Here is a 22651-nt window from a genome sequence, read left to right as displayed (position 1 = left end):
GAGACAAGACAAAGATGGCAACAAAGAAATGGAATCGAAAGATTTGGGTAGCGGCCTTGTGTACGGCCGTTACCCTGAATGCCGGGATTGTGCCGGCATCGGCGAACTATACGACGGATTTTGTGCATAAAGGGGTAGGCACGGATTATGGTCCGGCGAAGTGGAAGGATAGCAACCAAATCGTCAAGCAGCCGGTGGATTTCAGCCAGGAAACTATCGGCCAGATGATGAAGAAAATGGAGGACTTTGATTTTGCCAAGTTCGCCAAAGACAATGCCGACCTGCCGTGGCTCGATTCACTGCTAGTCAATAGCGGCGTCATTCCCGACGATAATGTCGGTGACGACAGCAGCGCTAATATGCTGTTCAGCCGCGGCAGCGCCCTGTACATGAAGACACAGGACAATTCGCAGCTTGGTTTTGTCGGCACGGTGCATTATGCGGATACGCTCAACAAGGATACGATGTACAACATCTCCCTCTCGACGGGCGGCATGGTGGAGGACAAAGACAAACGCCAAAATTATCCCAGTCACGAGAATCAGACCTACAGCAGCGGCGGGCTGGAAATCAACCAGCGCAAATTCATTTCCGCCTACAACAGTGCCGTTACCCTGCTGAAGCTTACCAATAAGGGAAGCCAGCCGGTCACAGTAACGATGACGGTCAAATCGCCATTTGTCTCCAAGGCGGAAGGTGATGAACTCATTGGCAATCGGGTTGCCGCTCCGATCATGGTCGGACGGGCCGGTGAAAAGTATGTGGAAGCAATGTCCTATGTCGATGTTCACTTAAGCGGAGACGGCATGAGTCCAGCGGGCAACGATCTCGTCAAAGAGATCACCGTTCCGGCAGGCGGATCGGTTGACCAGAAGGTCGTCATGGGCTGGCTGGCAGAAGAGATTCCTGCCTCCAAGACGCAGTATGCCGACTTCAAGGCAGCTAATAATGAAAAGGCTTTCTCAGATCAGGTTAAGCAGTACAACGAGTGGTGGGCGCAAAACATTCCGTACATTGATGTTCCGGACGAGAATGTGAAGAAGGTGCTTTACTATCGCTGGTGGAGCAACCGCTATAATCTGCTGGAGGCTAACATTCCCGGAAATGACTGGCAGTTCCCGATGAATATGGAGGGGGTGCTCGGCTATAACAACGGCATCACGGTCAGCGTGCCGTGGGCGCTGCAGGATTTGAAATGGCTGCGCGATCCATCTTATGCTTACGGCACATGGCTGGCCCAAGGCGAATATTCCGAGAATGCCAACTATAAGAACAACCCTGGACGGCCCAACATCTGGACCTGGGATATGATGCAGAACTCGTCGCAGGTAGGCTGGGAAGCCTACAAAATCTACGGCGGCGGGGATAAGGTGCTGAAGAAATTCGCTGATTTCTCAGCGAATGATGTAACCGGCACGCTGGCTCATTTCAAGGGCACAGATCCGGATCTGGTCTACTATAACCACGGGCCGATTACCGGCAACGACGGCGACACGGTCTCGATGCACTGGAAAGGCGGCGGCAACTATGCCCGTCTGGACGGATCGTCCACAGAGTATGCCAATGCAGTAGCCGCGCAGCAAATGTATGAGCAGCTTGGCGATAAGACAAAGGCCGCGCAGATGAAGGAGATTGCCGGTAAGATCCAGCAGGCCATTTTGACGAATATGTGGTATGACAATAAGGATTTTGACGGTGACGGTAAAGCGGATACCAACGGCGACGGCAGCTTTTTGCATAAAAAAGTGGAAGGCAGCAAGGATGTATTCGATCCGTGGCGCGACAATAACATGTTCGTGTTCAACTTCGGCGTCGTGCCAAAGGCAGGGGAGACTGGATATGAGTCCAAGTATTTGACCCAACTGTACGACTACGCTGATCCGGATTATTATCCGATCTTCCCATTCTTCACTGCTGATCAGAACAGCATTATGAAGCGGGTGGATGCGTTCAAGAACGGCGAGACGGATGCCTTCGGCACCGACCAGTTCGCTTGGTGTAACTTCGGCAATTATATTAATACTATCCGTGCTTCACTGCGCTATTACCCCGTGGACAACATCAACAGTGACACCTATAAAACACTGTTCGACTGGGGCGCATGGCTGCATACAGTGAATCCGGGCAATACGGATCATCTGGATTCCAATGAGTTCTTCTGGCTGGAGGATTATTTCTTCGGCACCCCTTGGACCAAGGATAACCCGCCGAACCCGAGCGGCAAAATGGTGCGGGCATGGATTCACCACGATACGCTGGGGATGATGAATTACACGGTCATGGAGGATATGGCCGGACTGCAGCCGAGAACGGATGACAAAATCGAGCTGTGGCCGATCAATGTAAAATATGACCACTTCGCAGTGGACAATGTGCGTTATCATGATGCCAACCTGTCGATTGTCTGGCAGGACCCGGCAAAATATTCGGACAGCAATCCATACTACAAAGGCATTCCAGCTGGCTATTCACTCTTCATTAATGGTGAGCGTGTGATGACCACCAATGAAATGTCGCATATCATTTTTGATACAGCTACAGGCAAAGTGGAAAAACCTTCGGGTGATGTTCCGGGCGCTGTAGGCGACAACTCGAAGACGCAGGTATTATTCCAAAAAGGCAGCGCTGTCAAACTGGCTGCAGCCGATGACACTTCGCTGGCCGGCAATGCAAAAGCGGTTGATATGTTCAACAAAGCCGGCATTGACGTTGTGCATAGCGGTGAGAATCTGGCGCTTGCGGCTGGAACCACTATTGAATCCAGCTATATCAAGAGCGGCTCGGATGTGAAGAATCTGGCGGACGGCTCAACGATTGCTTCCATCAATCATACGTCCAATACGGCTTTGTTCGGCGGCTCGCCGAATCCGTCCGATACGGTGACCTTCAAGTTCGACAGCTCTCAGACGGTGGATAATGTGAAGGTCTACTTCTACAACGACCGGCGTCCTAACGGCTATGACGCTCCGCAGACCTTCGGCGTAGAATATCTGGATGCTGACGGTACGACCTGGAAACCGGTGGAGGGGCAATTCCGTTATCCGGATTATGTAACCTCCAACTATAACAATGTGGAGTTCAAGGCGGTGAATACGGCGGCGATTCGCGTTAATTTCACCCATGCTTCGGGGTTTGCAACCGGCATCAAGGAAATCCAGATTTACAACAATAATCTGAAGGTTACGCCTGCGGCCAACCGTGCGCCGAAGGTGATGCTCGATACGCCGGTGAAGGTGGAGCAGGACGCTCCGCTAACCCTTGTACCGACAATCCAGGATGACGGTCTGCCAAGCGGCAAGCTGACCTATCAGTGGAAGCTTGTCTCCGGTGAAGGCCAGGTCGAAGCGCCTGTGCTGGATCAAGCTGTCCTGAAAGCGACGTTCAAGACGGTTGGCGAATATAAATACGAGCTGAGTGTCAGTGACGGAGATCAGGTTACCAAAGTCGATGTGCCGGTTACCGTATTCGTAGCGACCGCCGAACTGTCCGATATGATCGCGAAATTCGCAGATCGGAGTTCGGAGCAGGGACCACTTGTGCGGAATCAGGCCGACTTTACGCCTGAATCATGGCAGGGGCTGCAAACTGCGCTGACTGCGGCTAAGGCGCTGCTCGCCAAAGACAAATACACCCTGGAGGAAGTCCAGACCACAACGGACCAGTTGCGGTCGGCCATAGACAGCCTACGCTATAGAAATGCGGCTCTGCTCGCAACGCCAAGCGCTTCGTATACTTCGGCTTGGGAGAATGTGTACGCGATTAATGACGGTTATATCCCGCTTATTTCGAATGGTCTTGGCGACAAGGATATTGAAACCCAATACGGAAACTGGGGCGGTCCCGGCAGCAGCCACTGGGTACAATACTCGTGGAAACGTCCGGTGACTCTCTCCGGAAGCTCGCTGTATTTCTTCGATGATGGCGGCGGAGTGATCGTTCCTGCCGACTACAGCTTCGAATATTGGGACAGCGCGTCGGGTAAATTCGAACCTGTCAGCGGTCTGAGCGAGAAGAAGACGGAGAAGGACAGCTTCAACGAGGTCACCTTTAATGAGATTACGACCGACAAGCTGCGGCTGACGATGGTGAAGCAAGGCGGCTCCTATACTGGACTTAAGGAATGGCGTGCCATTTCGGCCAAAGCCGGTGGGGAAGAGCCGATTCCGGCTGATCACGGAGCAATTACAGCCATTGAGCCGGTCTCGGTCAATACAACGGTAAACGTAATGCCAGTTCTGCCTGCCAAAGTGACTGTAACCTATGCGGACAAAACAAGAGGGCAGGCAAGCGTGGTGTGGGATGAAGTTCCACCGAACAAGCTGACCATTGCCACCGACTTTGCTGTTCTGGGCAAGGTGGAAGGAAGTGAGCTGCGGGCAAGCTGCCGCATCTATGTCAAGTATGACAAGACGCGTCTGAAAACGGCGATCGATACGGCTGCCGACCCGGCAGTGAACGAAGATAACTACAGCGGAACGCCGGAACAGTGGGAAACGCTGCACGCCGCTCTGCTGGCTGCAACAGAGGTCTACAAAAATGACTCATCCACCGAAGGCGATATTGATACGGCTTACAAAGCGTTGAAGAACGCTTTTGAAGCTCTCAAGCCGGTGGAGGAGCACAATGCTTCCATTAGCGGTATCACGATTCCGGGCGGTTCGCTGGATCAGGTGGCGAAGGAAATTATTGTGCCTGAGACTACGACCCTAAATCAGTTGAAAGAGGGATTAACTGTACGGGCTGGAGTTACCTTTGCCGTCTATGAAAACGATGCTGTCACTCTGGCAACGGATTTGAAAACGGGATACAAAGTGAAGGTAACGGCTGCCGACCAGACTACAACGCGCACCTATACGCTGATGCTTGTAACTGTTAATCTGCCGGTCAATACCAGTCTGTTGGAGGAAAAGCTTAAAGAAGCGAAAGGTTTGAAGCAGGAGCTGTATACCGAAGCAAGCTGGAAGGCTCTCGCAGAAGCCATAAGCCATACCTCGCTGCTGCTGGAGAGTGGGTCCGCTACGCAGGCGGACATTGATGCGGCGTTAAGCAGATTGGGGTCGGCAATTGCCGGATTGAAGCTGCTTCCGTCCGCAACGCCGACACCAACGCCGACACCATCACCGACGCCAACGGCTACGCCGTACGTTCCATCGTCCGGTTCCGCCACTAGTTCGCCTACACCGAAACCAAGCCCTAGCGCGACCGCTGCCGTAGGCAAAGGCAGTATCGCCGTGCAGCCGGTTGTGCTGGCGGACGGAACGGTCAAGGTGCAGGTAGCCGCCGGTGATATCGAAGCTGCCGCCAAGGACATCAAAGACGGCACGTTGACAGTCACTGTTAAAGCGGCGGCTGGTGTGAAGCAAGTGGCGGTAGAGCTTCCGCTGCAAGCGCTGGCCGCAGCGAAAGCGGTGACCACGCTGAAGCTTGAGACCGGCTCGGCGGATGTGATCCTGCCGCAGAGCTTCCTGAAATCGTACACGGGTAACAGCAGCCTCACGTTGCTGGTCAAGGCCGTGGACGTTGCGGGCCTGCCGGCGCAAGCGGGCGCCCTCAAGGGAGCGGGAACGGTCAACGATATCACGCTGAATATTGACGGAGCAGCGCTTCCGGCTACCGCGCTGCAAGCGAAGGGCATCAAGCTGGCGTTGCCTTATGTGTTAAAGGCTGGCGACAAGAGCCAACAAGTGGTCGCCTACACGCTGAGTGATGCCGGAACAGCCAAGATCGTTGCAGGCGGCAAGTACAATGCCGCCACCGGAATGTTCGAATTCAACATGAAGCATAACGGAACCTATGCGGTACTCTGCCCGAACGTTGCATTCACCGATGTAGCGAACGTGGGCTGGGCAGTGGACAGCATTGAAGCGCTGGCAGCCAGAGGGGCTATCCAGGGAACGGAAGCAGGCGCGTTTAAGCCGGGGGACAACGTGACCCGTGCGGAATTCATCAAAATTTTGATGAACGCGTTCGATCTGCTAGATGAGACGGCTGTCCCTGCATTCAGTGATGTAAAATCAGGGGTTTGGTACTCCGGCCCGATTGCCAGCGCACAAAAGCTGGGCATTGTAAAAGGTAAAGCCGACGGCTCCTTCGGGGTTAATGAGCAAATTACCCGCCAGGAAATGGCCGTAATGATCTACCGCCTCGCAGGTATCGTGAATGTTCCATTGAAGAGTGAAGCCGGAGCGGCGACCGCTCCGTTCACCGACCTGAAGCAATTGCCGCAGGATGCCGCTGAAGCGGTGGAAGCGGTGCGCAGCGGCGGACTGATCAACGGCATGCCGGATGGACGCTTTGTCCCAGAAGGACAAGCTACCCGGGCGCAAGCAGCGACTGTCATCTACCGGTTGCTTGGTCAAGCCGAATAAGCGGCTGGCCGGACATTTTCAAGCTTAAGCAAATCTGAAACCAACGAAACGGCTGTCTCCAGCAGATTTTTCTGCTAGTGAGACAGCCGTTTTTATTTTTGAAACTATGGAAATGGTTCGAAGTTCCACGTTTTCCATTGGTTCTAGAAAAAACATATGTTGTCTTAACTGCTCTTACGGGCGGTTCAAATGCGGACATTAAGTATAGCGGAACATTAGGGCAGTTGAGGCCAGTAGGAGACGAGCGAATAGCTGAGCGAGATTCTCTCTCGCATCGATACATATGGATAACGTAAGTCGTTTTTTGAAATAGTTGACAATACTTCACTGACAATATATCTTCAATACATTATTAACCAATTAATACATCAAAGAAAATGAGGGTGAAGTAATTTTATGAAGAAAAGAAGTGCTTTTTTTGCGACATTATCTTTAGCTATGGCAATAACAGCGATAACTGCTTTTGCTTCACCAAGTACAACTCAGAAGAATGTAACTCCTGAATCTATTAATCCCATTAGTAATCCTTTTGTCGAAGGTCAATTTATAAGCCCATTTGTTATTGATACGTCCAACCCCATTGGGGGTACCGTAACGGGAGGCGCAGTTGTACCAAAAACCTTTACTATAAATGTGGGATATGGCCATATTAAACTGCTTATGAAAAACTATAGTAGCAGTTCAGTTACTGTTAACTTAACACACAAAAATTCAGGTTGGGTATATTTTTCGGAGGTAATTTCAGGAAATGGATCTATTGCGTGGAAAAATTTCGAACATGGTTACGAACAAGGCATGCGTGGTGGAGACTATACGCTTCAATGGAGTGGTGGCAGTAGTAACGTTAATGGAGAATTTTTCGGAAAAACTGGTTCATCTATTTCCGATGATACAAATTAATTCAAGTTTTGCTGTTGAGAAAGCTCCCGATTCCCGGGGGCTTTTTTATGCTATAGCACCTCCTGCTAGAGATCGCCTGAGCATAACAACTGCCGGAAGCCCAAACATTCCCCGCAGTTACGACCAGATCCCGTTTGGACAAAATCTCAAGTTCAGTCTGTATAGACCACAATCCCTTTGATTCTTAATAGGGTATTCTTTATAGTAAGATATGGATAAGGAAATGACAATCAGGAGGAAACAAATTTGACTACACAGCAATTAGGAGTTCCACTAGAGGGTTTTGCAGAATTCAGCCGGACCGTAGGTGCGGAAGGCGCGGTGCTGCTGCGCAATGAAGGCCAGGTGCTTCCGCTGCGCGGTGGTGAAACCGTTTCAGTTTTTGGCAGAACCCAAGTGAATTATTACCGCAGCGGTACAGGCTCAGGCGGAAGCGTGCATGTCTCGTATACCACCAATTTATTGGATGGACTGCGCAGTAAGAAGAATCTGGCTGTCAATGAAGAGCTGGCGGCCGTCTACGAGAAGTGGATTGAGCAGAATCCGTTTGACAATGGCGGCGGAGCCTGGGCAGCAGAGCCTTGGAACCAGAAGGAAATGCCGCTAACGGATGAGCTGGTGTCGCAGGCAAGAAGCAAATCGGACAAGGCGATTATCGTCATCGGACGTACGGCGGGAGAAGATCAGGATAATGCTGACGCGCCGGGGAGCTACCAGTTGACGGCGGATGAGCAGACGATGCTGAAGCAGGTGACGGCTTATTTTGAGCAAACGGTCGTTGTACTGAATGTCTCGAATATTATCGATATGAGCTGGCTGAACGATAACGGCTATGCGCACCCTATTTCAAGTGTGATTTACTCCTGGCACGGCGGGATGGAAGGGGGCAATGCCATTGCCGATGTACTGGCAGGAGAAGTGACGCCAAGCGGTAAATTGACGGATACGATTGCGTATTCGATCAAGGACTATCCTTCGACTGCAAACTACGGTAATGAATTCAAAAACTTCTATCAGGAAGATATATATGTGGGGTACCGTTATTTTGAAACCTTCTGTCCCGAAAAGGTTCAGTTTGAGTTCGGCTACGGGATCTCCTACACTACATTCTCCATCGAGCCGGAAGAAGCCAGGCTGGTCAGCCGGGCAGGCAAGACCTTCGCTGAGATTGGGGTAACCGTAACGAATACGGGAACCGATTTTGCCGGAAAAGAGGTTGTACAGGTCTATTACGAAGCTCCGCAAGGCAAGCTGGGACAACCGGCCAAAGTGCTGGCAGCCTTCGGAAAGACCGGGGTTCTTCAGCCGGGAGAGTCGCAGCGTCTGACGGTGAGCTTCCCGGTTCATTCGATGGCCTCCTATGATGACGCTGGCGTGACCGGGCATCCTTCGGCCTATGTGCTGGAAGCGGGAACCTACCGTATTTATGTGGGAAGCAGCATTAAGAAGGCAGAAGAAGTACTGGTAGAGGGACGAAGCGGCTATGTGCTGGAGGCTCTTGAGGTGGTGGAGCAGCTGCAGGAAGCGCTGGCGCCAACCGAAGGGTTCACCCGGATGATGCCTGGAGCCCGCAAGGAAGACGGTTCCTATGAATTGGTATACGCTGCCGTTCCAACACGCAAGGTTTCGATGAAAGAGCGGATTGAGCAGAATCTGCCTGCAACGCTTACGCAGACCGGGTATCAAGGCTATACCTTAAGAGATGTGCATGACGGAAAAGTAGAGCTGACCACCTTCATCGCCCAACTGAGCGATCAGGATCTCGCGGTAATTGTCAGAGGCGAAGGGATGAGCAGTCCGCTGGTTACACCGGGTACAGCGTCGGCCTTTGGCGGGGTCAGCGACCAGCTGTTCAGCTATGGCATTCCGGTAGCTTGTACCGCAGACGGCCCTTCCGGGATTCGGATGGACAGCGGACACAAGGCGACTCAGGTTCCCATTGGAACGCTGCTTGCGGCAACCTGGAACGCGGAACTGGTTGAAGAGCTCTATGTTATGGAAGGCCGGGAGCTGGTCAGAAACAGCGTGGATACTTTGCTTGGACCAGGGCTGAATATCCGCCGCAGTCCGCTGAATGGACGCAACTTTGAGTATTTTTCGGAGGATCCGCTGATTTCCGGCGTTTTTGCGGCAGCATGCACACGCGGGATTATGAAAGGCGGCTCTAATGCCACCCTGAAGCACTTCGCCTGCAACAACCAGGAGAAGCACCGCAGCAAGGTGGATGCAATCGTATCGGAACGCGCGGTCCGCGAGATTTATCTTAAGGGCTTTGAGATTGCGGTAAAAGAAGGCGGAGCGAACTCGATCATGACCTCCTATAATCCGGTGAACGGACATTGGGCCGCTTCCAATTATGATCTGAATACCACGATTCTCCGCGGAGAATGGGGCTTCCAGGGCATCGTAATGACGGACTGGTGGGCAATTATGAACGATGTTGTGGATGGAGGTCCGGCAGACCGCAAGAATATGAACTGGATGGTCCGTGCACAAAATGACGTATACATGGTTGTCAGCAATTATGGCTCCGAGGTCAACGCATATGATGACAACACCCTGGATTCACTGGATAATGGCTCAGTGACCCGTGGAGAGCTTCAGCGTTCTGCTATGAACATCTGCCGGTTCATTATGAATGCGCCGGTATTCACAAGACCCCATGTGAGCGAGGAAACGGTCGAGAGCTTCAAGGCGAACTCTGCCCTTTCGGCAGAACATGCACAGTCTCTGGCACAGAACGCACAGGTGAAACCTTCCGAAGCGGGATCGACCTTTGTAAAAGTGGAACAAGCAGGTGAGTACCGGATTATCGTGGGTATCATGTCCACAGAGACGGAACTGGCACAAAGCGCATGTAATGTGACCCTGAACGGTCAGACGATGGCGACTATTCAGACGAATGGCACAGACGGCAAGTGGATCAAACAGAAGCTTGTGAAGATTGAACTGGAAGCGGGCTTGTATGAGCTGAAATTGGATTTTGTGAAGCCGGGTCTTCAGATTGACTGGATCGAATTCAAGCAGGTGTAAGCAGCTTTCATTGATAAATAAAAGGGAGAAGAGAGTATCTTAAGGGTACTCTCTTTTTGCTGTCTTCAGAGGGGCAACTAAAGGGGGCTGGGTAGAGGGATTTGGAGATATTTGTCGAATTAACTTAGGTATAGCTTGTATGTGAAGGAGGTGAATCCCGGTGCTGCTGTCAAAAGCTTGCGCAGACATAGGCATACGGGAAAGGCAATGTGGAACTGGCTGAAAACGTCCAAAGCATCAGCGACTCAAGAGGATATTCAGAACCAACCGGCTGAGACTCTTATAGAATCTTCCCATCCCAAGATCATTATTATCACCGGAACCAGCGGTGCGGGGCGGAAAAGTATTGCCAAGCAGCTTAGTGCTTCGCTGGGAATCCCCTACATCCTTCCGTATACTACACGTTCGGCCCGCCCGCAAGAGGAGGATGGGCAACACTATCATTTTATCTCTGACGGTGAGTTTCAGGCGATGGCGGAGAAAAATGCATTTTTCCAGAGGGTCCATTTGGAGCGGGGGCACTACGGAATTGCATGGGTGGACCTTGAACAAGGCCTTGAAGAGCATAAAGCTGTCATCGTTGTAGTGAATCATGAAGGCGCCAGCGCATTTCGGAAGAAATACGGCGAAGAGGCCTTGCGGGTTTTCTTATACGTCACGAAGAATGATATCCAGCTTCGATTGGAGCGGGAAGCGGTGCCGTACGGCATTGTAGATGAATATCTGGGGAATTATACGGAGGAAGTGGCCTTTAAAAGGGAGTCGGAGTATCTACTGCAGAACATGGACCCGGAGATTACGGTCCAGAAAATTAAGGAGTTCTTACAGACGAAAATATAGGTGGCGGGGAATAGGTGTACCGCAATCAAACATAGAGGGGTAAAAGCATAAGTGAGCAGACCGCCTTTGGATTAAGGGCGGTCTTTTTGTCGGAAGGAAACAGGTCTGCATCATTCTCTGCCAAAGCCGCATACCCTCTCGTTCATCCGAATAAAATATACCATTCGTGGTTCCCGGATAGAGAGGATGGTCATATGCAAATTCATGTTGTGCAGTCAGGTCAATCCCTGTATGGTATTGCGGAAGCCTACGGGGTAACCCCAAATGAGATTACCCTAGCCAATCAACTGTCTGCACCCGGAAGGCTGGTGGTCGGGCAGACGATGGTAATTCCAATTACAGGTATGTACTACTGGGTGCGGCCAGGGGATAGCCTATATAGCATCTCGCGAAGATTTGGTGTTAACATCAATACTTTAGCCGCTAGCAATCAGTTATCCTTGAACAAACCCTTGCCCATTGGGCTTCGCCTGTATATCCCGCCTGGGCCTAAGCGGAACGCGGAAGTTAACGCCTATGTCGAGCCGAGAGGGGAAGAGGTATCCCAGAGCTTACAAAGTGCCGCGACAGAAGCAGCACCCCATCTTACGTATCTGGCCCCCTTCAGCTTCCAGGTTCAGCGGGATGGCTCCCTTGCGGCGCCGCCTCTGGACAATCTGGCCTCCATCGCCAGGCGGAGCGGGGTGACGCTGATGATGGTCGTGACCAATCTGGAGAATGCCCAGTTCAGCTCAGAGCTGGGGCGGCTTATTCTGAATGATCCTGCCATCCAGGACCGGCTGCTTACGAACATTATTAACACAGCAAAGCAGTTGGGTTTCCGTGATATCCATTTTGACTTTGAGTTTCTCCGCCCGGAGGACCGTGAGGCGTATAATCGTTTTTTGCGGAGGGCGGCGGCCCGGATTCATCAGGAAGGCTTCCTGTTGTCCACTGCGCTTGCACCTAAAACAAGCAGAACCCAAGTGGGGGCCTGGTACACCGCACATGATTACAAGGTGCACGGTGAAGTTGCTGACTTTGTGATTATTATGACGTATGAGTGGGGGTACAGTGGTGGGCCGCCAATGCCGGTCTCCCCGATCGGACCTGTCCGCAAGGTGCTGGAGTATGCCTTAAGCGAGATGCCGGGGTCGAAAATCATGATGGGGCAGAACCTCTACGGCTATGATTGGACCTTGCCTTACGTTGCGGGCGGAGCCTATGCCAAAGCACTAAGTCCCCAGGCCGCGATTGATTTGGCCAGAACCAGGAACGCTGCAATTCAGTATGACTATAAGGATCAGGCACCGCATTTTGACTATACGGATGACTCCGGCAAGCAGCATAAGGTCTGGTTCGAGGATGCCCGGTCGATTCAGGCGAAATTCACGCTGCTGAAGGAGCTGGGCCTTAGAGGAATCAGCTATTGGAAGCTGGGGCTTCCTTTTCCGCAGAACTGGCTGCTGATCGAAGATAACTTCCAGGTTGTTAAAAGATAGCCGGACCGTCAATATTATAGGCGCAGACCAAAAGACACCTCAGGGGGTGTCTTTTGTATTTTTGCTCATCTCGACTGCAAGCTCAGCCGCTGTTTCCCATTAACCCCTTCAGTCCGTTAAAAAAGGGTCTAATGGTCTTGATCATCCCGTAGCCCATCTTCATTACCGGCATCGCCTTCTGGATAAATCCCAGGAAGCGCAAACCGCCGCCAAGCCCTGATGCTAAGCCTGCGCCTGCTCCCGAGCCGCCCAGGAGTGAGCCGATAAGCGGCATGAATGCGGAGACTTCTGCTTTTTGCCGGCGGCTGGACCGTTTTTTACCGGATGCTTGGGTTGTACTTGTATGGGGTCTGGAGAGAATCAGCACGTCCTTTTCTACCCCGGTTATATAGCCTACATACGAACGTCCGTCATGAAGTGTAATGCAGACCGGCCGGCCCTTCAGCGCCTTGGCCCGCTTGCGCATTGTAGTTGGCTGTCCCATGTGTCGTTCACCTCTTCGCTCTATTTACTCTTATATTACTCAGCAAATGGCTTGGGGCTTGTGCGAACGGGAAATTTTCTTAGGGAAAAGCACTGCAATTCAAGTCAAAACTACAGCAGCCGGCTCTGCTAAGATCGATAGTGAAAGGAGGGAGCACCGCATGTACGAATGGAATGAGATGGTTCAGCTCATGGTGGATTGGGTCGACGGGGATCTTGCCACAGTGCCTTCACTTCTAAAAATGTCGGAGCAGCTCGGCTACTCGCCATATTACTGCACGAAGCAGTTTCACTCGCTGACCGGAATGACCCTGCGGGATTACATCTGGCAACGAAGAATCAGCCGCGCCGCTTTGGAGCTGCGGGACACGGATGCCCGTATACTGGACATTGCCGTGAAGTTCGGCTTTTCGTCACAGGAAGCGCTCACGCGGGCGTTTGTGAAGGCTTTTAAGATTACACCCTATGCTTACCGGAAGGCACTCAGGCCTATTCCGCTCGCAATTCGCTCTGAAGTGTTCTCCCCTTATCATTATTTGATCAAGGAGCGGGATAAGATGAGACAGGTGCATTTGCAGGAAGCGGAAATCAAGATCGAGCGCATACCGGCCCATAGGTTCATTGGGATCTGGGATGCTGAGGTATCGGACTATGGACAGTTCTGGGGGAACGGGCACGATTGCGATGAGGTATCGGGAACGCTGGAAAGTATGTCCCATCATACTCTGCCTGGACAGCTTGGCCAAACGGCGGGCTGGTTCTATCAGAACGGACAAAAAGGGTACCTGTACGGAATCCCTGTGCCTGCAGACTATAACGGGGAGATCCCTGAGGGAATGCAGATCAGAGATATCCCCGAATCCGAGTACCTGGTCTTCTTCCACCCGCCCTTTGATTATCTAAAGGACAACGGTGAGGTGATGCGGATTGTTGAGCAGGTAGCCTGGAGCTATAATCCGGAGAGTATGGGCTACCAATGGGACGAGGACTCCAAGCAGGATTATCAGCGCCATTTCCCGGAGGGATACGGGTATGCGGTGCTGCGGCCAGTGAAGAAGCTGGGGTAGCGGGGATTGAAGAAGGATGCATCCCAATGGAGCCCGGCAAAAATATTACTTAAAAAAAGAGAAGCGCTCCTGCGCTTCTCTTTAGGTCTTTAAGTGCACTATAATCTTTCAGCTAATGTTCCAAGTACTTCCTTAGCAAGTGTCTCTCCGCGAAATTCCAAAGCTGCCACTGTCTGAAGCAGTTCGGCTTGCTGTTCCCGCTGTTCCCGGGTCCATGACTGCTTAGAGGGACCGGATTTGACAGAAGCCGGATCAGTCATGCATTTGTAAAAGTCTGCAAGCAATGAAGCCATCTGTGTGTACAATTCTGCCAGTTCGGACAGAGCCGGAGATCCAGGACGGTTATCCAGCAGCGGCAGGGATTCTTGCAGGTAAGCGGCAGCGCTTCTGCGGGCATCGGTTAATCCCATCATACAAAAGTGGTTCACCCCCAGTCTGCGTGCAAAATCCTTGTCACTTGCGTTTCTATACCAGGCCTCATCCAAGAGCCCTTCCTGCCAGGCCTCAAAAGCCTTGTAACCAAGGCTATAACCTCTATTCCCGGCAGTATTCATCGAATCCACCTTGATGCTGAGCGAAGCATACAGATTATCTAATGCTGACGGGACATGCCCCTGGCTGCCTATACGTACAAGCATGTAAGGCCAATGATCCACGTTCAGGTAACCCTTGCTAACCTTCATGTCTTCCAGAAACTCCGGATCATTACGAAGTTCCTCAAAGGTTTCATCGTCAAAATAACTGCGGCACAGCAGAGTGCCGCCAGCATCCAAATACCCGGTGATCACCCCCCACTCAGGAGCGACCCGCAGGTTGATAGCTATGGGAAGCTGATGATTACGTAGGCTCTCCAGGATGTTGTGCTTTTCCAATCTGCGCTCCTCAGGATTCAGATGGTTGGCCCAAACGGCGGTTAGCCCATAGGCGCTAAACGCCGGATCGGAGTAGTTATAGGCCACAAGTGCATCGGCCGAGCTGTAATCCCACATAGGTGTAAAAGAAATTCTCCAGCACGCCCCCGACACGCCCATAATCTGCTCGTAGGTAGTATCTACTCCTCTTGCTGTCAGAGACAAAAGAAGTGCCCCGGCCCAGGAGCAGTCCATATCTCTGCCAAAGCCCAGCTGGCCTACCCCCTCTATAATGCAGTGCTCATGGGGAGATTCCGTTCGAAAGAGCCGTGTCCGGTCTGGGGTATAGTGAATCTGTTCACCTTCCGCACAGCTTACCGCATGAATGCCTTCCTCATTCAGATATAGAAGCAGCAGGTAGTCGTTGCCATCATTGTCGATCAGACTTGGAAAAAGCTCGTGGCTGGCGGTGATCTGTTTCCACTGAAAAAACTCATAATGCTTCATCTTGTTAAGTACATTGCGGCTCGCCTGTTCATTGCCATAGGCGGCGAATACGATATCAAGCTCGCTTTGGCTGGCAGCATAGCCTGTGGAATGAATATCAATGGTAAGCAGATTGTCATTCAGCACATAAGTAGCATAGACTCCGGAAGGAGTCTCATATTTCAGGAGCAGCAGCTTCAGGCGGTCGCTCTTGATGGATTCGGGAAAAGTTAACATACTGACCGCAAGATTCAATCTGCTGCCGACAACGAATTGATTTACGAAATGGGTGACATCATAGGCCTCCTGGCCATCGGTATAAACAGCGCTAAGTACGACCAGCTTTTGGGGCAGCAAAATACTGTCTATAGAGTGGCCCAATATGGTGGACAACAGTGGAAGCGTGGTGGTTTCAGGCAGTGATTTACCCGTTTCCCATTTGGAAACCGCCTGGGCGCTGACATTTAGCTGTTCCGCCAGTTGTTCCTGTGACATGTGTTTTTCTTTACGGAGTCTTGCAATCCGCTTGCCTACTTGTTCGCTGCTGATCATAGTACATCTCCCAAGGTTCAATTCGACGTCGTAGGTCTATTATAATTCCATCCTCTTGAAAGAACATGGATTAATGGTTGGGTAGAAGGTGAAAAAAGCAACCACAGGTTGAACTGGATGCTATGATCTGTATAACGGGAGGAGAGCCTCTCTTGGTTAGAGAGTGAGGCTGCCTCAGGACAGAGGGGTATCATTTCTATTTTCAATTAAGACATGTGATTTAGGTGTGGGAAGCATAGATATGAATCTGGCAATCGAAACCACCGTCATAAATAATCCCAGCACGGATTGAATCATTATGATCACCATCGCTGGATTGTTATCGATGTTGAAATTAGGAGGTCCGAACGTAGTCATTGTAACAAAGCTCATATAAAAGGCTTGAATTAAGCTGGTACTGCGATCCGCCACGTCAAACCAATTCATTAGAAATTCATATGAAGCGGTAAACCAAAATATAATTTCCACAAAATTATGTATAAGCAAGAGGATAGATCTTCTATAGCTGCGCAGGGTAGCATTCTCTTCATAGTTATCCAGCAGATTGACTTTTAATTGATAAATAAATATCTCAAAGACCCTTAATATTCCGTAGTAAAACAAGATTTGCTTAATAACGCCAATGCTGCTGTATCTCATAATAATTATAGACAGGACTGAAAGCAGAGTATGTGCCAATACCCAGATATCAACGAACAGATACTTCCTTTTATCTTCCCAGCTAGCAAAGGAAATACTCCTTCTGACGATATCGAAGACGGAAATCCTCGACAGGAATTGAATAACAGTCTTCCAAACCCAAACAATCAATATAAATCCCTCTGTATTATTACGTTCATTCATGTGCATTCCCCCAGAAATTAATAGTTAAAGCCCGGAAAAGTCGATATTTTTGACAATTCGGACAGCAACTCAAAAGGAATAAAAAAACGCTTGCTCTCCCGCCAGATTCATGATATATTACTTCTTGCGTTGCATTTCATTAATTTGCGGTCATGGCGGAATTGGCAGACGCGCTGGCTTCAGGTGCCAGTGGTAGCAATATCGTGGAGGTTCGAGTCCTCTTGACCGCATAATAACAAAAAAAGCTTTTGTACTGCTCATCCGGGCAGCGCAGAAGCTTTTTTTTTATCAGTTCCGTTCAATAGGACAGCGCGGTTGAGGCTGAAGGGGACGAGGCCTGTTGCTTGCGGAACCCGGAGGGAGACATGCCGCTCAGCTTATGGAATACCCGGTTAAACTGGGAGAAGCTGTTGAAGCCGCACTGTTCAGCGATCACGGAAATCTTCAGCCGGGTGCTGATCAGCAGCTGCTGGGCATTGCGGATACGGGTCATTTGGATATACTCGGTCAGTGTAGAGCCGGTGACCGACTTGAACTGATGTGATAAATAATAAGAGCTGATGTAGAACTCCCGGGAGATTGAATCCAGAGACAGCTCGCTGTTGAAATGACTGTGGATGTATGCAGTGACCGAATATATTTTTTGCATAATGGAATTCCCCACTTCTTCCAGGACGTAGCTGTTCCGCTCTCTTTGCTGGTACAGGGCACACAGAAATTGCTGAAACAAGCTGTGAATCAGTACAGGATTCAGGGGAGAAGCACCATGTGACAAGGTGAAGATGGAGTTAAGAGGTTCAAACACGGCTCTCCGCGACTCGCCATTCAAACGGTAAATCGGCACTTCCTCTCCAAAAGAGAGAAACATATTCTTGTAAGCGGTTTCTAGACCGGGTATATTTTTGGGCATCGCAAAGTTAATGATCAGCCTTTTGTGGGGCGGACCTACCGGGTATTGTGTCTTGTGCAGCCGGTGCGGACGAAGCAGAACGATATCATATTGCTGAAGGGCATACGCATTCCCCTCGATCATATGGGTGGCTCTGGAATCCATTAATATATGAATCTCGTAAAAGTCATGAAAATGCTGAAACTCCATATTGATGTTATGGGACCGCTGGTCATAATCAAAATAATAAAAAAGCGAATCAGCCGGTGTGTTGATGCTTACGCTATATCCTTGCTCATACAACAAGTCGCTATCAAGCATATCCTGGTCGCCGCCTTAATCTGTAGTATGGACCTATTATAAATCCAGAAAAGCAAAATATGCAATGTATGAGGGGGATCGCAGCAAATATAACGTAGTTTTTGAGGGGAGGGATTTGCTATATTGGCTGTATGAAAGCGGATACAAGGAGTGGTGATCATGTTTTTGACCGAAGAGAAGCTGATCCGGCGTCAGGCGGAGATTGGAAAGTACAGGTACCGCAAGCTGCTGGAGATTGAGGAACTGGAATTCGCAGAGGATGAGGACGGGGCTAACGGTGTGTATCCTGAGGCCGTTTCCTTTGATGGCACAATCAAGCTGCAGGAGCACTGGCGCGGGCGCGACCGTTATGTCTGGCTGCGTACTGTGGTCGAGATGCCTATAAGTACACCCGGCTTCAAAATTGCCGGAAGGTTCGACTTCGGCAAGTCGGGGAGCTTCAACAACTCGGGGTTTGAATCGTTGCTGTTTGTGAACGGGGAGCCTTATCAGGGCGTGGATAACAATCACAGGGAGGTTATTTTTGGGCCGGAGCTAAGCGGGCGGACGGTGGAGCTTGTCTTCCGGCTGTGGTCTGGTCTTGAGGGCGGAGGCCCCGCCGTTATTCAGGATCACCGGATTAGCGAAGCGATGATTGGCTACCTGGATGAAACGATTGATGATTTGTGCTATCTGTCACAGGCGGCGCTGGACACGTACCGGTATCTGGGCAGCGATCAGCCGGAGAAGCAATGGCTAAAAAAAGCGCTGAACGATGCCTTTCGTGAAATTGACTGGTCGGAGCCCGGATCAGAGGCCCACGAAATGTCCCTGTACCGTGCCGGGGCCAGCCTGAACCGCGCCGTGGATGCTATGCCCAAAACCTTTGACATGACGATTACAGCCGTTGGTCATACCCATATTGATGTTGCGTGGCTGTGGCAGCTAAAGCATACGCGGGAGAAAATAGCACGTTCCTTCTCTACCGTACTGCGACTGATGGAGGAGTTCCCGGAATATCAGTTCCTGCAGACGCAGCCGCAATTGTACGACTATCTGAAGCGTGATTATCCCGAACTGTTCGGACGGATCTCGGAGAAAATCAAGGAAGGCCGCTGGGAAGCCGAAGGAGCCATGTGGCTGGAGTCGGATTGTAATATCCCGTCCGGTGAATCCTTGGTCCGTCAGATTGTGGCGGGGAAACGCTACTTCCGGGAAGAGTTCGGGATCGAAAGCAAGTATTTGTGGCTGCCGGATGTATTCGGATACAGCTGGGCATTGCCGCAGATTTTGCGCAAGTCGGGGATCTCCACGTTCATGACGACCAAAATCAGCTGGAACCAGTTCAACCGGATGCCGCATGATACGTTCTGGTGGCGCGGGCTTGACGGTTCCGAAATTTTGACGCACTTCATTACCACTTCGGAGAAGAACGGAGATGCTTACACGTACAATGGCCGGATGACTGCCGCAATGCTGCGGGGGATCTGGAATTCGTATCAGGATAAGGACATCAATGATAACCTGATGTTCACTTATGGCTGGGGCGACGGGGGCGGTGGGCCTACGCGGGAAATGCTGGAGCTTCGACGGCGGTTCGACAAGCTTCCAGGGATGCCTAAGCTGAATATGGGCAGCGCAGGAGAGTATTTTGACGGGCTGCATGAACGGATCGAAAATACTGAAGCTTATGTGCATACCTGGAACGGCGAGTTATATTTTGAATGCCATAGGGGGACATATACCTCTCAGGCCAAGAATAAAAAATACAACCGGCGGCTGGAGTTGCTGCTGCGCGATGCAGAGTGGCTGCATACGCTCACCGGTGTCCGGCGGGGGGATCTTGAAACCGGTTACCCGACAGAAGAACTCCGCGGGATATGGGAGATCCTCCTGCGCAACCAGTTCCATGATATTATCCCCGGCTCATCGATTAAAGAAGTCTACGAGGATAGTGACCTTGAATATGCGGAAGGGGAGGCGCGGTCACTGGCTTTAATTAACAGCTGTAGTGAAGCCGCAGGCACCGTCGCCGGGGAAGAGCGTCTTACGCTGCTGAACAGCTCTATCTGGAATCGTCCGCGGTATGCCGAGTTGCCGGGCGAATCTGCGGATGACACTGTCATCTGTGATATGGCCGGGCAGCCTCTGGAACAGCAGCGGACGGCAGACGGGGGAAGGCTGGTGTATATTCCCTCCTTGCCTGCTCTTGGCACGGCCGTTCTGCAATATGGACGGGGGGAACGGGCTGGCGCCGGCCTCGAGGGGGAATCGCCGCTTGCGGATGCCGCCGGCAACCGCCTGACAACACCTTTGTATGAGGTGGCCTGGAATGAAGAGGGACATTTCACCTCTATCTACGACCGCCGGAACGGCCGTGAGCTCTTGGCACCCGGAAAGCGCGGCAATGTGCTTCAGGTATTTGAGGACAAACCGCTGGATTTTGAAGCCTGGGACATTGATATCTTCTACCAGGAGAAAATGACGGAAATCTCGCAGCTTGAAGAATGCAGTCTGATCGAAAACGGTCCGCTGCGGGCGGTCCTGCGTATGGTCTGGACGTACCATCGCACAACCATCACCCAGAGAATCGTGTTCTACCGTGACACGGCAAGAATTGATTTCCAGACTGAGATGGACTGGCATGGTCATAACCAATTGCTGAAAGTGGCGTTTCCGGTGGATATTCATGCTGTGGAAGCTACCTACGATATTCAGTTCGGCAATGTGAAACGGCCGACGCACTGGAACACAAGCTGGGATTATGCCCGTTTCGAAACGGGAGCCCACCAATGGGCAGATCTCAGCGAGAAGGGCTATGGCGTAGCCCTGCTGAATGATTGCAAATACGGCTATGACATCAAGGACAGCGTGATGCGGCTGACGTTATTGAAGTCAGCAGTCCATCCTAATCCTGAGCAGGATCAGGGCCAGCATGCCTTCACTTATGCGCTTTATCCGCATACCGGTGATTTTGTGGATGGCGGGGTTGTCCAGGAGGCTTGGGAATTGAATAATCCCCTGCGTACGGTTCCAGGAGAGCTGGAGGGCGATGCCTTGTTCTCTATCGAGGGCAAACATGTGCTGGCCGATGCCATCAAGCGTTCGGAGGATGGCAGCCATGTTGTGCTGCGCCTGCATGAATACGCTGGTTCGCAGACCCGGGTCCGCGTGGAGAGCGCTTATCCCATTGTGTCCTGGCAGGAATGTAATCTGATGGAGGAACCGCAGGGTGATTGGCAGGCAGGTGATTTTGTATTCCAGATCAAGCCTTATGAGATTAAGACTTTTAGAATAGATATGGGGAAAAGAGCAAACTGATAGAAAAGAATCTACAGCGGGAGAGGGAGCGGAGTGCACGATGGATAACTACCGGGTGAACAAGGACGAAATCGTTGAAAAGCTGAATCAAGTAACGAATAAGCTGCTGAAGCTGGAACGGCCGGATAATGAAGCAGAGTTGCAGAACTTAGGAGAGGATGCGGGACGACGGGGATATTTTGCCCGTGATTTCGGCATGGAAGAATGGGATTGGCCGCAGGGAGTGGGGCTGTATGGCCTTCAAAAGCTGGAACGGTATTTCAGGGATGACCGTTATGAGAGTTATGCGAAGCCGTGGATGGCCCGTCAACTGGAGAAGGGGCTGCCAAGCCGGAATATCAATACAACCGCCCCGCTGTTGTCGCTAATGGAACTGGAGGAAGCGGAGGCCTTGAGCCTCGAATGGGTTCATTGGCTGATGAATGGCCTGCCCCGGACGAAGGAGCTGGGTTATCAGCATGTCACAACGGGAGCCAGCAAGGATGAAATTACGCTTCATGACAATGAAATTTGGATTGATACGCTGTTTATGGCTATTTTGTTCACGGCTAAAATGGGTGTGAAATATGATAACGCCGAATGGAGACAAGCGTCGCTGCACCAGCTGCTGCTGCATATCAAATATTTGTATGACAAAAAGACGGGTCTGTTCTTCCATGGCTGGCATTTTGCCGGCCGCCATAATTTCAGCGAAGCCTTCTGGTGCCGCGGTAACGGCTGGTTCGCACTCGGCCTGCCGGAGTACCTGGAGCTGATGCGCCCGTATCTGGAGAGCGGAGTCTTCACCTATCTTCAGCAGATTCTGCACGCACAGGCAGAGGCGCTATTGGCCTGCCAGAGCGGGGATGGCCTGTGGCATACCCTGCTGGATGACCCGGACAGCTATACGGAAACTTCCGGTTCAGCAGCCATCGCAGCCGGTATTCTTCAGGGTGCGCGCAGAGGGCTGCTGCCAGAGTCATATGCTAACCAGGCCCTGAGCGCGATCCGGGCTGTACTAGGCAGAATTGACGGTGAGGGCACGGTGCTTGGTGTATCCGGCGGGACACCGATCGGTGCGGCAAAAGAAGATTATAAGCAGATCATTATTGCCCCTATGGCCTATGGCCAGGCGATGGCTATCGTCGCGCTGGGAGAAGCGCTGCATTATTGCTGATACAGTGTTCTGCATGCATCGCGCTGGGAGAGGGACTATATTACTGTTAATGCTGTGCCCTGCATGCAGTTCCATCTGGTA

Annotated in this window: 12 protein-coding genes and 1 tRNA gene; 9 read left to right on the top strand and 4 right to left on the bottom strand. The window is 51.4% G+C overall.

Annotation, left to right across the window (positions count from 1 at the left end; all coding sequences use genetic code 11):
* Positions 1-14: 14 nt before the first annotated feature.
* The 5 genes from ACTJKB_RS22425 to ACTJKB_RS22405 all read left to right on the top strand — a co-directional run bounded on the left by ACTJKB_RS22425 (position 15) and on the right by ACTJKB_RS22405 (position 12622).
* The gene (locus ACTJKB_RS22425; protein WP_440836583.1) at positions 15-6368 is read left to right on the top strand and encodes an S-layer homology domain-containing protein; all 6354 of its coding nucleotides are present in this window, start codon (positions 15-17) and stop codon (positions 6366-6368) included.
* Positions 6369-6764: 396 nt separating this feature from the next.
* Positions 6765-7268, top strand: coding sequence for a hypothetical protein (locus ACTJKB_RS22420; protein ID WP_440836582.1), 504 nt, complete (start codon positions 6765-6767; stop codon positions 7266-7268).
* 246 nt (positions 7269-7514) lie between these two features.
* Positions 7515-10301 carry a glycoside hydrolase family 3 C-terminal domain-containing protein gene (locus ACTJKB_RS22415; RefSeq protein ID WP_440836581.1) on the top strand — a complete coding sequence of 929 codons (2787 nt, stop codon included), beginning with the start codon at positions 7515-7517 and terminating at the stop codon, positions 10299-10301.
* 141 nt (positions 10302-10442) lie between these two features.
* The gene (locus tag ACTJKB_RS22410) at positions 10443-11141 is read left to right on the top strand and encodes a guanylate kinase (RefSeq protein WP_440836670.1); all 699 of its coding nucleotides are present in this window, start codon (positions 10443-10445) and stop codon (positions 11139-11141) included.
* 194 nt (positions 11142-11335) lie between these two features.
* Positions 11336-12622: a LysM peptidoglycan-binding domain-containing protein gene (locus ACTJKB_RS22405; protein WP_440836580.1), complete on the top strand. Its 1287-nt coding sequence runs from the start codon at positions 11336-11338 to the stop codon at positions 12620-12622.
* An 82-nt stretch (positions 12623-12704) separates the two neighbouring features.
* Here the strand turns inward: ACTJKB_RS22405 and ACTJKB_RS22400 are convergent, their stop codons facing one another.
* Positions 12705-13106, bottom strand: coding sequence for a hypothetical protein (locus ACTJKB_RS22400; RefSeq protein ID WP_440836579.1), 402 nt, complete (start codon positions 13104-13106; stop codon positions 12705-12707).
* A 160-nt stretch (positions 13107-13266) separates the two neighbouring features.
* On the opposite strand from ACTJKB_RS22400, the gene ACTJKB_RS22395 reads away from it, so the two are divergent.
* Positions 13267-14172: a helix-turn-helix domain-containing protein gene (locus ACTJKB_RS22395; RefSeq protein ID WP_440836578.1), complete on the top strand. Its 906-nt coding sequence runs from the start codon at positions 13267-13269 to the stop codon at positions 14170-14172.
* A 98-nt stretch (positions 14173-14270) separates the two neighbouring features.
* On the opposite strand, the gene ACTJKB_RS22390 is transcribed toward ACTJKB_RS22395, so the two are convergent.
* Together ACTJKB_RS22390 and ACTJKB_RS22385 are read right to left on the bottom strand one after the other, a co-directional pair.
* Positions 14271-16061: a helix-turn-helix domain-containing protein gene (locus tag ACTJKB_RS22390; RefSeq protein WP_440836577.1), complete on the bottom strand. Its 1791-nt coding sequence runs from the start codon at positions 16059-16061 to the stop codon at positions 14271-14273.
* 174 nt (positions 16062-16235) lie between these two features.
* Complete coding sequence (locus tag ACTJKB_RS22385) at positions 16236-16904, bottom strand: ion channel (protein ID WP_440836576.1); 669 nt, start codon at positions 16902-16904, stop codon at positions 16236-16238.
* Positions 16905-17050: 146 nt separating this feature from the next.
* Between ACTJKB_RS22385 and ACTJKB_RS22380 the strand changes: the two genes are divergently transcribed.
* Positions 17051-17134, top strand: a tRNA-Leu gene (locus ACTJKB_RS22380).
* Between the two features lie 68 nt (positions 17135-17202).
* On the opposite strand, the gene ACTJKB_RS22375 is transcribed toward ACTJKB_RS22380, so the two are convergent.
* Complete coding sequence (locus ACTJKB_RS22375) at positions 17203-18114, bottom strand: helix-turn-helix domain-containing protein (protein ID WP_440836575.1); 912 nt, start codon at positions 18112-18114, stop codon at positions 17203-17205.
* A gap of 159 nt (positions 18115-18273) precedes the next feature.
* Between ACTJKB_RS22375 and ACTJKB_RS22370 the strand changes: the two genes are divergently transcribed.
* The gene (locus tag ACTJKB_RS22370; protein ID WP_440836574.1) at positions 18274-21414 is read left to right on the top strand and encodes an alpha-mannosidase; all 3141 of its coding nucleotides are present in this window, start codon (positions 18274-18276) and stop codon (positions 21412-21414) included.
* 40 nt (positions 21415-21454) lie between these two features.
* Positions 21455-22570 (top strand): glycoside hydrolase family 88/105 protein, encoded by a 1116-nt coding sequence (locus ACTJKB_RS22365; RefSeq protein WP_440836573.1) that lies wholly within the window; start codon positions 21455-21457, stop codon positions 22568-22570.
* Positions 22571-22651 lie beyond the last annotated feature (81 nt).

Origin of the sequence: Paenibacillus sp. 22594 (assembly GCF_052044425.1) — a bacterium.
Lineage (GTDB): Bacteria > Bacillota > Bacilli > Paenibacillales > Paenibacillaceae > Paenibacillus_AQ.
The sequence above is the reverse complement of the archived record's forward strand: the minus strand, read 5'-3'. Positions and strand labels throughout refer to the sequence as shown.